The sequence below is a fragment of the Nitrosomonas ureae genome, assembly GCF_900108305.1.
GTDB lineage: Bacteria > Pseudomonadota > Gammaproteobacteria > Burkholderiales > Nitrosomonadaceae > Nitrosomonas > Nitrosomonas ureae_B.
This window is the reverse complement of the sequence record NZ_FNUX01000005.1, coordinates 1-14,544: the sequence shown is the minus strand read 5'-3', so window position 1 is coordinate 14,544 and position 14,544 is coordinate 1. Positions and strand designations below refer to the sequence as shown.

At 50.5% G+C, this 14,544-nt stretch carries 15 protein-coding genes and 2 pseudogenes; 11 read left to right on the top strand and 6 right to left on the bottom strand.

What is annotated here, in order from left to right:
- Positions 1-9: 9 nt before the first annotated feature.
- Together C4S39_RS04340 and C4S39_RS04335 are read left to right on the top strand one after the other, a co-directional pair.
- On the top strand, positions 10-3,030 hold the full coding sequence (locus C4S39_RS04340; RefSeq protein ID WP_103965825.1) for a hypothetical protein: 3,021 nt from the start codon (positions 10-12) through the stop codon (positions 3,028-3,030).
- 96 nt (positions 3,031-3,126) lie between these two features.
- Positions 3,127-3,255, top strand: a pseudogene (locus C4S39_RS04335) (IS3 family transposase); the annotation flags it as partial.
- Positions 3,256-3,543: 288 nt separating this feature from the next.
- On the opposite strand, the pseudogene C4S39_RS04330 reads toward C4S39_RS04335, so the two are convergent.
- Positions 3,544-3,840, bottom strand: a pseudogene (locus tag C4S39_RS04330) (transposase); the annotation flags it as partial.
- 107 nt (positions 3,841-3,947) lie between these two features.
- Here C4S39_RS04330 and C4S39_RS04325 point away from each other — a divergent pair.
- From C4S39_RS04325 to C4S39_RS04305, 5 genes are all read left to right on the top strand, one after another.
- Positions 3,948-5,234, top strand: a complete 1,287-nt coding sequence (locus C4S39_RS04325) for a flavin-containing monooxygenase (protein WP_103965824.1) — start codon at positions 3,948-3,950, stop codon at positions 5,232-5,234.
- Between the two features lie 95 nt (positions 5,235-5,329).
- The gene (locus C4S39_RS04320) at positions 5,330-6,811 is read left to right on the top strand and encodes a protein adenylyltransferase SelO (protein WP_103965823.1); all 1,482 of its coding nucleotides are present in this window, start codon (positions 5,330-5,332) and stop codon (positions 6,809-6,811) included.
- A gap of 39 nt (positions 6,812-6,850) precedes the next feature.
- Positions 6,851-7,234 carry a VOC family protein gene (locus tag C4S39_RS04315; RefSeq protein ID WP_103965822.1) on the top strand — a complete coding sequence of 128 codons (384 nt, stop codon included), beginning with the start codon at positions 6,851-6,853 and terminating at the stop codon, positions 7,232-7,234.
- Positions 7,235-7,280: 46 nt separating this feature from the next.
- The gene (locus tag C4S39_RS04310; protein ID WP_103965821.1) at positions 7,281-7,919 is read left to right on the top strand and encodes a LolA family protein; all 639 of its coding nucleotides are present in this window, start codon (positions 7,281-7,283) and stop codon (positions 7,917-7,919) included.
- Between the two features lie 4 nt (positions 7,920-7,923).
- Entirely contained in the window at positions 7,924-8,424 is a 501-nt protein-coding gene (locus C4S39_RS04305; protein WP_103965820.1) for an SRPBCC family protein, read from the top strand.
- 28 nt (positions 8,425-8,452) lie between these two features.
- On the opposite strand, the gene C4S39_RS04300 is transcribed toward C4S39_RS04305, so the two are convergent.
- From C4S39_RS04300 to C4S39_RS04280, 5 genes are all read right to left on the bottom strand, one after another.
- Positions 8,453-8,638: a DUF3330 domain-containing protein gene (locus C4S39_RS04300; RefSeq protein ID WP_103965819.1), complete on the bottom strand. Its 186-nt coding sequence runs from the start codon at positions 8,636-8,638 to the stop codon at positions 8,453-8,455.
- 75 nt (positions 8,639-8,713) lie between these two features.
- Complete coding sequence (locus C4S39_RS04295) at positions 8,714-9,259, bottom strand: YMGG-like glycine zipper-containing protein (protein ID WP_103965818.1); 546 nt, start codon at positions 9,257-9,259, stop codon at positions 8,714-8,716.
- A gap of 15 nt (positions 9,260-9,274) precedes the next feature.
- A complete protein-coding gene (locus C4S39_RS04290; protein ID WP_103965817.1) occupies positions 9,275-9,703 on the bottom strand; it encodes a hypothetical protein in 429 nt (142 codons plus the stop codon).
- Positions 9,704-9,856: 153 nt separating this feature from the next.
- Positions 9,857-10,468, bottom strand: coding sequence for a response regulator transcription factor (locus tag C4S39_RS04285; RefSeq protein ID WP_258039278.1), 612 nt, complete (start codon positions 10,466-10,468; stop codon positions 9,857-9,859).
- A gap of 2 nt (positions 10,469-10,470) precedes the next feature.
- Positions 10,471-11,967, bottom strand: coding sequence for a PAS domain-containing sensor histidine kinase (locus C4S39_RS04280; protein ID WP_308457302.1), 1,497 nt, complete (start codon positions 11,965-11,967; stop codon positions 10,471-10,473).
- A gap of 318 nt (positions 11,968-12,285) precedes the next feature.
- On the opposite strand from C4S39_RS04280, the gene C4S39_RS04275 reads away from it, so the two are divergent.
- The 4 genes from C4S39_RS04275 to C4S39_RS04260 form a co-directional block, all read left to right on the top strand.
- Positions 12,286-12,531, top strand: a complete 246-nt coding sequence (locus C4S39_RS04275; protein WP_103965815.1) for a hypothetical protein — start codon at positions 12,286-12,288, stop codon at positions 12,529-12,531.
- A 2-nt stretch (positions 12,532-12,533) separates the two neighbouring features.
- Positions 12,534-13,526 carry a sodium-dependent bicarbonate transport family permease gene (locus C4S39_RS04270; RefSeq protein ID WP_103965814.1) on the top strand — a complete coding sequence of 331 codons (993 nt, stop codon included), beginning with the start codon at positions 12,534-12,536 and terminating at the stop codon, positions 13,524-13,526.
- A gap of 253 nt (positions 13,527-13,779) precedes the next feature.
- Positions 13,780-14,097 (top strand): P-II family nitrogen regulator, encoded by a 318-nt coding sequence (locus tag C4S39_RS04265; RefSeq protein ID WP_103965813.1) that lies wholly within the window; start codon positions 13,780-13,782, stop codon positions 14,095-14,097.
- Between the two features lie 209 nt (positions 14,098-14,306).
- Positions 14,307-14,544: response regulator (locus C4S39_RS04260; protein WP_146059743.1), on the top strand; the 238-nt coding region annotated here is incomplete at its 3' end.

The following is a 14,544-nucleotide window of genomic DNA, read 5'->3' as shown; positions in this document are numbered from 1 at the left end:
CGCGTTTGCATGCCGCCGCCCGATGACGAGGAACGGGGGATAACCCAGGAGCAAAGGGGGTTGCCCGAGGAGCCCGTGCTCGACATTTCCCTGGCGGAATACGAAAGGGCGTGGGGGACTTTCGGCAACGGGATAGACCACGGCTTTTTGAACTACTCCAACCCGGGCCCCGAGCAGGTCTGGGTCAGCAACCTGGGGCTGGCGGTGGGAAATTGCGACAAGGTCCCATTCCTCGGCATCCCCCCTGACCCCAACCCGGACCCCAAGGTCTCCAGAGTTCTGACCTTCGATCAGGTCGATGCCATGCACCGCGCTTACGCGCTCAGCAACATCCTCAGCGGCACACCCTGCCTGGTCAAGCTTGCGCGTGCGTTGCACCGCAACCTGTACGACGTGGCGCAATACGGTTCGCACAACTTCAAGACCATCAAGGATTCGACCCGGGACTACCTCAAGCTGGTGCGATACCTGGTCAGTATCTACGATCAGATCAAGTCGCGCACGGAAGAGCCCTATATCGTCTGGCTGGAAGGCGGTGAGCGCCCGGCCCTGCCCAAGGAAATCCTGCTCCAGCATCCCTTCCATGAATACAAGTTCTGGCTGGAAATCCTGAAGTCGGCGGAAGAGGGCCGGGTGATCATAGGCGCTCCCGCACCCATCCTCAACAACGAGCAAATCCTCCAGCAGGCCGAGGACTTGCAAAAGAAGATGGAAGGCACCTTGCTGGACTTGGAAGTGCGGGTCATGGACATGAAATTGTCCGAGAAGGGCCTGGACAATACACCGCAGGTGAAGAAGGCCATCAAGGCCCTGTCCACCTATTCCCTCAAGCATATCCGCGAACAAACCGGCGTTTCCGTCAGCCCCGATTTCGAGGACGTCAAGCTAATCAAGTCCACGGAGTTCATTCTGTACCATGGCGCCTATACCGTGGTCCTGAACAAGCAGGGCGAGCCCACCACGATGTGGGGGAGCCTGCCCTATCCCATCATGACGCCCTACCCCGGACACCTCATGTACCGGGGGCTTCAGGGACCGGGGCTCTTCATCAGCGTGCGCAAGTACGGCTTCGGGGATTTTCAGATCGACATCGACAACAAGAAGATCTACAAGATCCTTTCCGGCGGCATAGGCGGCATCATGGAGGTGCACGGATATTTCCAATCCAACACGCCGTACGTGTACCAAGTCAGGCTGCAGGAGTGGCTCGACAGGCGTGGCTATGCCTATGCCGCGGCCTTGACCGTCGATTCCGCCTTCTTTCAGCGGGAAGTCACCCTCGAGCTGGTCGATCGCGAGTACCCGGTCCTGGTGGAAACCGTAGCCCCTTACATGGTGCGCGAGGTCGGCAAGAAGGCCAAGCAAATCTACGAGAACTACGAGGAAGTGCTCAAGAAGCTGGGCGAGGCCATCGTCCGGGAGGCCATCGAGGAGATGGTCAAGAAGAAGGTGCGCGATTTCCTGATCAAGAAGATCGGGGCCAAGCTCATCCCCTTCATCAACGCCGTCGCCGCCGTGGCCGATCTACTGGAAGGCGACCATGAGTTCATCCGCAACGTCATCGCTGCCGCCCTGCTCTATATCCGCGGCGGCACCCAGGACGACCTCCACATTTCCGCCAAGACCATGGCCAAGATGCTGACCGACAAGTTCCACGAGGAGCTGATGAAGCTTGTCATCAACCGGGCTTCCGACGCGGGCCTCAAGTTGAAAAAGAGAGGCAAGGACGACGCCGATCAGGCCCGGGCCGAGCAACGGGAGGCCGATGACAAGCCGCTGGAGACCGAGCCCAAGGAGGATTCCGGTCTCAGCGATACGCTGAACTTCGAACCCAAGCCCGATCCGGACGCCAAGCCGGACGTTGATTCCGCCTCCAAGCCCGATACCGGGGATTCCGGCGATGGCGATCCCCGCAACCGCCTCCGTGACGGCACGGACCTGGACGCCACCCCGGAGGAAATACGACAGGCGGAAGCCCTGGCCGAAAAAATGAAGGCGGAGCGCTTCGAGAGAATCAGGCAGGCGGACACCCGCCGTAAGGCGGAGCAGGCCGCGAAGACCGGGGACGAGAACAAGGGGGTGGAGGACGGGAACAAGGGGGCTGGCGACGACAACAAGAGAGTCGCGCACGCGGACAAGGGCACCGGCGATGCCGCCAAGGGTACCGGCGCGGAGAACCAGGGCAAGGGCGAACGCAAGCCGGCGGCCGATGACGATCCCCGCAAAACGCGCGGCGACGGCACCGACGACGATGGCCTGTTCACCACGCGCAAGCGCAGGAAAAAGGATCGTCCACCTGAGCCCGATGAGCCGCCTTTACCCAGGAGCCAGGATGTTCCGGTCAAGGACCGCTATGCCTTTTACATGAAGCATCGCGACCAATATCCACCGGCCGTCAAGGACAGGCTGGAGAAGATGGGCAAGCCCACGGACAAAGGCCTCAAGGAAATAGACCGGCAAATCCGCGAGCATTTTGCCGCGCAGGTGGAAAACCACCTGGGCATACCAGTGAAATCGGCCCAGCGAATCCCCACCAGAGCGCCGGGCGGTTCGGGCGGCGAGTGGGAAAGGATCAACCGCAATCTGCGCACCGACAAGAACTACCGGCTGTCGGTGACCAGCGAGACCAGGGACAAGGAAGAGGTACAAATCGACGACTTCGATACGGACCGGGGCATTCCCATCGAATACAAGGCCTCCCTGGATATACCCAATAAGCACCCGGATGTGGCGATGGACGATATCAAAAAAAGGATGTCCAAGCATGGCCGATTCGCCCAGGAACGTGACTTGCCGGCCTATGAATGGGTGGCCCATTCCCAGGATTCGGCGGATAAAATGCACCAGGCGCTGAAGGAATTGAGGGAGGAGGCCGTGGCCATGAAGGATGACCCTGAGAAGGACAATGTCCTGGACCAGGTCGGGCGTATCACCATCGAAGAATCGTTTATCTTTGAATCCGGCACCCGGAAAAAGGACGAGGACGGCGATCCCAAGCCCCTGAATTTCGACCCCGATGACGAAAAATAATCCCGTCACCGTCGAGACCTATATCGAGCAAGCCCCCGAAGAGGTGTGAATCGCCCCGGTATATCCGGAGATAAAATGATTTGAGAGGAGGAAGAGATGAAAAATCAAATCAGTTATTCACCGGAAGTACGAGAACGAGCGGTAAGATTGGTATTCGAGCAGCAAAAGGAGCATGAATCGCAATGGTCGGCGATCAAATCAATCGCATCAAAGATTGGCTGTACTGAGGTATGCTGATTCTCATGGATTCCTCCTGCGTGCGTGTAGATGGGCGTGTACACTCGGCCATCCCCATGATTGAAAAAAATCGCTTAACTGGGCTGAAGTTTTTAAGACGAAGCTCAGCATAAAATAAGAAAACGCGTTTCTTAATGGGGAAAGAAACGCGCTGAAATGGCAACTTCTCTGAGGTAGAAGGAAGCACCAATTTCACTATACACTTATAATTGTGAATATTTTGTGATAGCTATGCAGAATGTAGAGGCACTATCAAGTTAGCTTCTGAGGGCATTGATCAATCATGAGCCATTCGTAATCCGGTTCGTCAATCAGAATTTCAAGCAGCTTCTCCCAGCTCCCCTTATCGCGCCAGCGGATAAATCGACGATGAGTATTGCTTCAATTACCATAGTCCGGTGGTAAATCACGCCAGGGCGCACCGGTGCGTATAATCCAGAAAACGGCATTGATAAATAACCTATTGCCTTTTGCCGTGCCGCCCCAAACGCCTGCGCGGCCAGGCGAATCGGGTTCGGGCAATGTCCATGCTTTATCTGAAATATCATGCCTGCGATGAGAATCGTGTCCTATGAGATCCTTTTTGTTTGCAACAAAATCTCATATTCTTATCTCATGATCACATTATCCAATGTGGGATAAAATGATCCATCGCGGTACTCATTGAGTTAGAAATAAAAATGCACATTGCAATCATCGGCGCCGGTTGTTCCGGACTCACCGCTATCAAGCATCTGGTGCAAGCAGGCCTGAAAGATATCGTCTGCTATGAGAAAAACGATCGGATTGGCGGCAACTGGATATATGCAGCGACGCCGAGCCATAGCAGCATTTGCAGCACAACGCATACGATCTCCAGCAAATCCATGTCGCAATTCAGTGATTTTCCGATGCCGGATGACTATCCGGATTACCCCAGCCACCAGCAGATACTGGCTTATTTTCAGGCGTATGCCCGGCATTTTCAGCTGGAAAAATATATCCGGTTCAATGTTGCCGTTCAGCAAGTCAGGAAAATAGAAAAGGAACGGTGGCATTTGTCTTTGAGTGATGGCACGGAAGCGGAATTTGATTGTCTCCTCATTGCCAATGGACATCTATCCATTCCGCGCCACCCGGACTGGAAAGACGATTTTTCCGGACAATACCTGCATGCCCATGACTATAAAAGCAATCAAGCATTAGAAAACAAGCGGGTACTCGTAATCGGCGCCGGAAACTCCGCTTGCGATTGTGCGGTTGAAACAAGCCGGAACGCCGCTTTGGTCGATATGAGTTTGCGTTCGCCGCAGTATATTATCCCCAAATTGATCATGGGCAAACCCACCGATACCTTTGCGGTTTCGTTGCAGTGGCTACCACAGCGCATACAAAACTGGCTGCAAAAAATTTCCCTGCGCATCCAGGTCGGGCGTTATCGTGATTATGGATTACCCGAGCCTGATTTTTCACCCACACAAGCACACCCGACCATCAACTCCGAAATCTTCGACAAAATCCGGCATGGCAAAATACACCCACGCTCAGCCATACAAGGGATATCAGGACAAACAGTGCATTTTATCGATGGTTCTTCCGCAGAATACGATGTCATCATCGCCGCCACCGGTTACAAAATCAGTTTTCCATTTTTTGATCGCGATTTTATTCATTGGGAAGATGCCAGCAATATTCCGCTTTTTTTGCGTATCTTTCATCCCGATCACCCCAGCTTGTTTTTCATTGGACTGATACAGCCGCAAGGCTGTATTTGGACGCTCGCAGAAGCGCAATCCCAACTCATCGGGCGGTTGTTGACGGGCAAAATCCGGTTACCCGACAATTGGCGTGAATCTGCCATTGCTGAAGGAAAAAACTGGGCACAGCAATTCATTGCCCGTCCCCGTCATGCACTGGAAGTGCATTACTATCCCTATCTGCAATCTCTGCGCCAGATAATCAAGAGCACAAACCAATCATCTGAATAGTGGTCATAAATGAATCCTGCGATTGCACGCTTTGCGTGCTTACAATATCGTGTATGGTGTAGCAATATCCGATTCAGATAATACGAAAAAGAACTATGAAACCTAAAAAACAACCTGCCGGTGACCGCGTGGGCTGGCGCTTCGACAATAGTTATGCGCGCTTGCCCGATTATTTTTATGCGCAACTGTCCCCTGTTCCGGTACGTGCGCCACAGACCGTCATCGTGAATCATGTCCTCGCAGCATCGTTAGGATTGGATATCGGCGTTCTGACTGCCGAAGAAGCTGCCTTGCTGTTTTCCGGGAATGTGTTGCCGCAAGGGGCGTTGCCGATCGCGCAAGCCTACGCCGGCCATCAGTTCGGCCATTTCACGATGCTGGGCGATGGGCGGGCGATTTTACTGGGTGAACATCTTACTCCGGCCGGCGAGCGATTCGACATTCAACTCAAAGGCTCCGGCCAGACGCCATTTTCACGCCGCGGTGATGGGCGGGCGGCTTTAGCGCCGATGCTGCGAGAATACATCATCAGTGAAGCGATGCATGCGCTGGGCATTCCATCGACGCGCAGTCTTGCCGTAGTCACCACCGGAGAACAGGTGATGCGGGAAACCCTGCTTCCCGGCGCGATTCTGACTCGCATAGCAGCCAGTCACCTTCGTGTGGGCACGTTTGAATATGCCGCCGGACAAGGGGATGCTGATGCAATTAAAATCCTGGCGGATTATGCAATCCAACGCCATTATCCCGCTCTGAATGATGCCGCAAATCCTTATCTGTCGCTGCTCAACCGGGTGATTGAACGGCAAGCCGCATTGATCGCCCAATGGGTGCTGGCGGGTTTCATACACGGCGTAATGAATACGGATAACATGAGCATCAGCGGCGAAACAATTGATTATGGCCCGTGCGCATTCATGGACGCCTATAATCCCAATACGGTATTCAGTTCGATCGATCAGAACGGCCGCTATCGCTATAGCAATCAACCGCTGATGGCGCAGTGGAATCTGGCGCGCCTGGCTGAGACCTTATTGCCGCTGATTGATCCAGTATCAGAAAAAGCCGTGACGCTGGCGGAAGAAGCCATCCATGCTTTCCCTGCAATATATCAGACCGAATGGATAACGGGGATGCGCAAGAAATTAGGATTGCTGACGGAACAAGCCGATGATCCCGACTTGATTACCGGTTTACTCACCTGGATGTATCAGCACCAAGCGGATTACACCAATACCTTCCGCGCACTGTCGGCAGAAACTTTGCCTTCGGATAGTCTGTTCCAGAGCGATGCGTTTGAAGCATGGCACGTCCGCTGGCAAGCCCGGTTGGCGCGCCAACCGGGAACTAAAGAACAATCGGTGCGTTTAATGCAGGCGAATAATCCTGCAATCATTCCACGCAACCACCGCGTCGAGGAAGCGCTCACCGCCGCTTCCGAACAAGGCGATTATACATTGATACAGCGATTGCTTGCGGCAGTGGCTCATCCATATGCCGATGTATCGGAATACTATGATTACCGCACTCCGTCAGCGCCGTCGGAACGTGTGTATCAAACATTCTGCGGAACATAATTAGAATGTTAATAAATAATCCTTGCAAGGAGAACAGATATGGCAATTACCCTTAATCACACCATTGTGCCCTGCTTTGATAAAGTCGCATCGGCGAAATTTTATAGCCGCGTATTTGGCTTTGAATACGTGGGCGTATTTTCACATTTTATTGTCGTGCGCGTTAACGACACATTAAGCCTCGATTTCGATAACCAGGAACAGTTTATGCCGCTTCACTATGCATTCAAAGTATCCGAACCAGAATTTGGCACCTTATTTACGCGGCTGCAGGCTGAGCACATTCCCTACGGCAGCGGCCCGGGCAATGCAGACGACATGACAATCAATCATAATTATGGCGGCCGTGGCGTTTATTTTCGCGATCCTAACGGACATCTTCTGGAAATGCTGACGGCGGATTACGTTATTCCATCACCGTGATTCTTGCGCAGGCAATTATTCAGTATCTCCCTAAGGCGCGATATCCATGTTGCCCGGTATAATGCTCACCATGGCACTATTTCTACCGGATAGCACAAACCCGATTCAAAGTGCTGCTGATCACTATCAGCACGTAAACACCTATCAGGCAACGATCAAATCCATACACAGCAAGCAACCCGGCAATCCGGATATCATTCGCTATTACTTCAAAAAGCCCGGCTATGTCCGCATAGAAATGATTGCACCGGTATTCAGAGGCGCAGTATTGATTTATAGCCCGAACTCCGGGAAAGTCAAACTATGGGTATTGGGACATGGCAAATTCCCTTCTTTAAGCTTAAGCCCGGAAAATAAAGTGATTCAAAATCCATCCGGTCAGCGGATCGATCGTTCGGATCTCGGTGCTTTATATCAAAACATCATGACGCTGCAGGATCATGGCAAAACCACTGTGATCGGCCAGGAGTCAATGGCCGGAGAAACTGCTTTACATCTTGATGTCGAGGCGGAACGCGGTTTCAGCGTAAATGACATAACCCGATTCCAGCTGTGGTTGAACATTGCCACCGGCTTTCCTCTTAAAGTGATAAGTTACAGAGCGGATGGCAGTTGGATTGAACAAGTGGAAATGTCGGATTATCGGATTAATCCGGTATTTCCTCCCGATTTCTTTGATCAATAGTAATATGACAACAGAGTTTAAATTTGTCACAGAATGGCGTATTGACGCATCTTTAGTAGAAGTATGCGATGCGATCTGTCATTGTCTGGACTGGCCAGCGTGGTGGAAAGGTGCCGAAACGGTGGAGAAGCTCGAAACCGGCGATGCCGATGGCATAGGCAGCGTGCATCGCTTTACCTGGAAAGGACGGATTCCCTATCGCTTTACATTTGACCTGCGCGTCACTGGCTGGATCCCCCTTACGCTGCTGGAAGGTCAAGCACAGGGTGACATTATTGGAACTGGCCAGTGGAATTTTTTCCGTGAAAATGAACTAACGGTGGTGCGTTATCACTGGCACGTCTACCCTAACCGGCGCTGGATAAACCTGATTGCTCCAATTGCATCGCCGCTATTTAAATGGAATCACCATCAAGTCATGCGGCAAGGGGCGGAAGGCATGGCGCGCCTATTAAATGCCCGAATAATAAGCTTTCGCGCTGCAACCGAAACAATCCGAAGATAACTTGAACGATCTACCGCAACTTGCTGACTCAACTATTCTTTGAAGATTCAGAATCTTCATCCTGTTTCTTCCATTTGTCGTAACACTCTAGACCGCAATAATATACGATGTAATCCGTCGCTTTGACACTCGTCGCCTCAGATATCGGTATCTCTTTGAAACACACTTCGCAAGACACTATCTCCGGCGCTACGATTTTTTCCTGTTCAATCATTTCATAACCTCCCGTCACTAAAAATTGATTTGCTTCATTAATCTTATCGCGCTACACGACACAATCACCCTGCATTTATCGCGGTGGCGGAGGTGGTGGATTTCCGGATGGCGGTGGCGGCGGCGTAAAATTTTCTGATGAGTTTGTAATCTTTGGGCTGACATTGCTGTTCACCGGCTGACTACCCGTAATTCTCCCCGAAACCGGCACACGATGACCTTTTGCATACATGCATTGAATATAGCTCATGTCGTATTGCCGTTGACTCATATACCCGGAAGTCTCAGCCGTGCCCGAACCAACGACACCACCCGCCAGAAGCCCCGTACCTGCGCCAATTGCAGCACCCTGCCCGCCACCTATAGCAGCGCCTGCAGCGGCACCAAGCCCCGCTCCAATCGCCGCGCTTTCTACACCACTGACTTGAGAAGCTTGTCGCGGCGTTTTACCGCCAATTTGCTCATAGGCATAAGCCCTGCACTCAAAATCATCCATACGAAACTGCTCAAAGCTCTTTCCAGTGCCTGGCAGCGTCATGACGCTCGGGCCAGTCGGCAGATTGACGCAGGCAGCTATTAAACCTGTCACCAATAAGATGGATAATCTTCTCAAAGTAAACATACTCGGCCTCTCACGTTATTGCCCGGGCGGTTGCGGCGCTACTTGCAGCCAGCCGCCAGGGCACTGCCTGACATAAGGATAATAACCATCCGGATCCTTACAATAATACCAGTAATTGGCGCGTGGTTGCGCTGGCTGGGCCGATTGTGCGGGCTGCTGCGCTTGCTGCTCGATATACACAGGCGGCGTAGCCGGAACAATCATCGTTGGAGGATAGGCATAAGCAGGCGGAAAGTAATAGGAAGGATAGCCATAGCCGTACCCGCCAAATCCATAGCGACCGAAGCCATAGCCGCCATACCCATAACCGCCATAATATCCTGGCCCGTAATAGCCCAGGCCAATACTTAAATGACTATGTCGATGCCCATGCGCCCAAACAGAACTGCTTACCACGATTGAAAGCAGCGCAATTGTCAGAAACATTCGCTTAACATCTCGCATAAAAAGATCCATTGAATATTTGTAGTATCAGACCAAAAATTAGACTAACACATTACCTGAGAATTCCATTGATTTGGGAACGACATCTTCCGGTTATAAAAATATTAATAATCAAAAACTTATACCGGTATTCTTTGAGCATGCGCTGCGGAATCATTCATCCGAATCACATTCCCGGACAATGCGTGCAAGATCAAGCAAGTTGCATGCGCCGGTTTTTTGCATGATCTTGGATTTATGAATTTCAACTGTGCGATGACTGATACCCAGGCAAGATGCGATTTCTTTGTTAGTATGCCCTTGAACCGCCAGAGTCATCACTTCCCGCTCGCGTCCGGTGAGCTTCATCAAGCACGACATCATTTCTTTATTACGCGCAATGTCGCTTATCCTTTTCCCAGCCTCAGCAAAAGCAGCGCGCACGCACACCAGCAGTTTTTCCCGTATCACCGGCTTGGTCAGAAAATCCACTGCTCCTCCCTTGATCGCTCGTACACTCATCGGAATATCGCCATGTCCGGTAAGAAAAATCACGGGCAAAGCAATCTTGCGCCAGGTAAGTTCCTCTTGCAGCCGCAGGCCATCCATCCCCGGCATTCTCACATCGATGATGATGCAACCAAAGAAATCAGGATGATAAGCGCTCAGAAAAGCGCTCGCGTGCTCGAAAGCTTGTACATGAATATCTGCCTGTTCAATCATCAGCATAAGCGAATCCCGGACGGCTGCATCGTCATCCACGATAAATACAGTTGGTTCATGCATGATCATGGGGAAAAAGGCAAAGTAAAATGAAATTTAGCACCTGATTGTGTATCAGGATCCAGCCAGAGATGACCGCCATTGGTTTCAATCAATGCACGGCTGATAGCGAGCCCCATGCCAATACCGGCTGGCTTGGTAGTAAAAAAAGGCTCAAATATGCGTTTTGCCACAACGGCGCCAAGTCCTGGACCGTTATCCTGAACAATCACTAAAGCTCTATTCGTTCCATTCATATTTTCGACTTGAGTGGTAACTGTTATGGTAGGCAAATCTACAGCACGCATAGCTTCATCAGCATTCCTGAATAGATTTACCAAAACTTTCTGCACTTGTATACGATTGCACTGCACAGCCGGAAGATTCTGCTGCAAATGCAGTGCGAGATAAAATTTCCCGTAACCGTCGTTACTTACGATAGTTAATGTATCTCGTATCAGATCGTTTAGATTCAATCGCTCGGTTACCAATTCGCCTTTCTGTAGAAAAGCCAACAGCTCATGCAAGCTACGGCCGGCGCGTTGCGCTTGTTCCACGCAGCCCTCAAGTGCTCTTTTCAAACTGTCCGAGGTAAAACCATCGTTATGTATCGCATGAAGAGCCACTTCACTATACGCCGAAATTGCCGCCAGCGGCTGATTAAGCTCATGAGCTATCGCTGAGGCCGTTCGCGCTGCGATTTGCTGCTTAAGAATATTCTCAGTCTCGTCACGCTGCACCTGAAGCTTTTTCTGGATATTTTTTTGCTCCGTGACATCACGGGTGACGCCTATCAAGCGATTCGCACAACCCGCTTCGAAATAAACTCTTCCCCTTGCGGATATCCAACGCTCACTACTGTTAATGGGATCAACAATACGGTATTCCGCTTTGAATTCGCCGTTACCGGCGGGATTCATGGCATACTCAATAACGGTTTGCCTCGCCGCGCGGTCTTCCGGATGTATCCTCGCGACAAACTCATCGTAACTTACAGTCGTTTCAGAGGGCTCACCCCAAAGCTTGCGCATCTGCTTATCCCAGTAAATGATATTGCGTTTGATATCGTAGTCAAAAATACCCAGGCCTGCGGCTTGCTTGGCCAAACGCAGGCGCTCCTCGCTGACTCGCAGCGCTTCCTCGACATCAAGACGTCGATTAACGTCGTTGAACGTAATGAGCACGTAAAGTTGCTGCTGCACTCTGATGGGACTCAGACTGATATCCAGCAACATTTCTTTGCCATCGCGGCTTAACACCATGAGTTCATTCCCGGCACCCATGGAGCGCTGCGCCGGCTTGTTCAAGAAAAGCTCTTGATGATATCGATATTGTTTCCGGTACCGGGGCACGATAAGTATTTCAATCGCCAGCCCGCTCAATTCATCTGCCGAATAACCGAACAGCTGTTGCGCAGCTGGATTGGCCAGCACAATATGCCCGGATCCTTCAGCCAGCACCATGGCATCTGCTGCGGCTTCAAACATCGTTACGAAACTGAGGTTTCTGGGTACGGTGATCAAAATATCTTCCTGTTGGTAAATTCGCCGATGAGATGCTGCAAATCTTACGACAAAAAACAATTATTTTGTACATATTGTTTATATATAAGGGTTTGCACCTACGTGTCGGCACGAATATTAGCGCCCGATATTCTTCTGTACGATTTGGGCAGGGTAAAAAATAAACCCGACTTCACACATAAGTTGCATTGATCAAAAGATAAGAATTATGACCCAGGAAAACAGAGCAATCACTCCGTCCTTATGAACGGATTATGGTTCCTGATGTGATTTTTTCACTACGCCAGGTTAAAACCTTTAACAGTTTGGAGAACTGAAATGAATAAAAATATATTAGCTTACGAACTTATTCTGCTAGCTCTACTCATGCTACCGGGCACAATAATCGCCGCCGATACACCCAAGAATCCGCCGGCAAAAGAGAAGATTCCAATTGAACTTCAGCGCGAACAATCCCAGCAACATACACCCAAAAGAATGGAGCGCATCAAGTTTGCCGAGGAACTCCCGGACGAGCTTAAGAAAGTGCGGCTTATCCATACCGGAATAAGAGGAGGAGTGTAATCATGTCAATATCCAGTCTTCTCGTACCGGCGATACTTTTCTTCGCACTCGGTATGTTTGCCTGCCTCATCAAATCGGATCTTAAGTTCCCGCCTGACATGCATCGGATGATCGTTATCTACTTACTGATTGGTATCGGGCTGCATGGCGGCAAGGAACTTGCCGCAGCGGACATGGGAGATGCTCTCTCCGCTGTATGGGCAGCACTAGCGTTTGGTTTTGGACTGCCCATCATTGCTTACATCGTTCTGCGCGGGCTCGGAAAAATCGATCCCCTGAATGCCGCAGCCATTTCCGCGCACTATGGATCGGTAAGTGCAGGTACTTATATGACGGCGGTTGCGTTCCTGGCAGGTATTGGCGTAACGTATGAAGCCTATCCCATCATCATGCTGGCAATCATGGAATCACCTGCCATCATGATTGGCCTGGTGCTTGCCGGTTATTCCCGAAGAGTCACAGGTGGAGAGTCCAAAGCTGACAAAGGAATGATGAAACATCTGCTGATCGATGCCTTCACCAACGGCAGTATTCTGTTGTTATTCGGCTCCATGGCGATCGGTTCGGTTGTTTCAGAACCCAGCTACCACAAAATCGAACCTTTCTTCGAGCTCATCTTTATGGGTGCGTTATGTATATTCCTGTGTGATATGGGAATGGAAGCGGGAAAAAGACTGTCCGAGTTCAAATCCGTAGGCGTTTTCCTGGTCGGCTTCGGCATCGCCATGCCTTTGTTCGGTGCAGCATGCGGTCTATTCGTGGGGCACTTCCTTTTGGGTTACTCGATCGGTGGCATTACATTGGTAGCAGTATTGGCTGCCAGTTGCTCCTACATCGCGGTTCCACCGGCGATGCGCCTTGCGATCCCTGAAGCGAATCCGTCGTTTTATCTGACTTTGTCACTCGGAGTTACTTTCCCGTTTAACGTAGTGGTAGGTATTCCCATGTATTACTCGGCCGCTCAGTACTTGCATGCAACCTATTATCCGTGGTGATTGGAACTACAGCTGCAATAAGAGTTATTTGGCATTTGCAAGATTATGCCGTGGTGGGGATATCAGGGCGGCGAGCGCTAGAAAAAGACCGACTGCCGCCTACCCTCTTGAAATAGCAGAAATTAAAGTAAGTGACTTATTCGCTTGAATACAACTTATTGCTTTGAGGTTCCTCGGGAGATTATCCAGCAATTAACGAAGCGCTAAGCGCTTAACTCCCGATGCTGATATTAATATTTTATGGAGAAAAATCATGTTTTCTACACCAGAATCCTTTGTATCAATGAAACGGATCGAGATTGTCATTCATGAAGAAAGGCTGAATGATTTGATCCAGTTGTTTCATGAAGCCGAGGTATATGGCTACACCATCATTAAAAAAGCAGGTGGTTTTGGTTCAACAGGCGAGCGGGATCAAGACGACTTTATCCTGGAACAATACAATGCGGTATTAGTCCTTGTCTGTGATAAGAATCAGGCAGACAAGCTCCTCACGGTGCTTCAACCCAAGATAAAAGATTTCGGTGGCATGTGTCTGATTTCCGATTGCCAACGAGTTTCTGTACCGTAAATCATAATTATCTGATTGATTCTTCGGCAAGCCTGGAGTAAACAAAAATTTCATTCATTACGTTTGCGATGAGCTTGCCGAACCAGAATACAATATTATCCAACGTTGCAGTTGAATCTGATTACGCGAAAACCGATGGCCAAAAATTGGTAGCGTCGTAATGCTTAGAATACCACTGACTTTAGTAGCATGCGCTGAGGAATCAATCGATGGTTAAGGTGTTGATTGCAGATGATCACGCATTATTTCGTGATGGACTCAAACGGATTTTTAGTGAAGCGGATGACATTGAAGTTGTTGCGGAGGCGATTAATGGCAAAGATACCATCAAAAAGGCGAAGGAATACGATTGGGATATTGTTTTATTGGATATTAACTTTCCTGACATGAATGGATTGGAGGTTTTGAAACGAATTTCATCTGCAAATTCACCTTCATATGTATTGG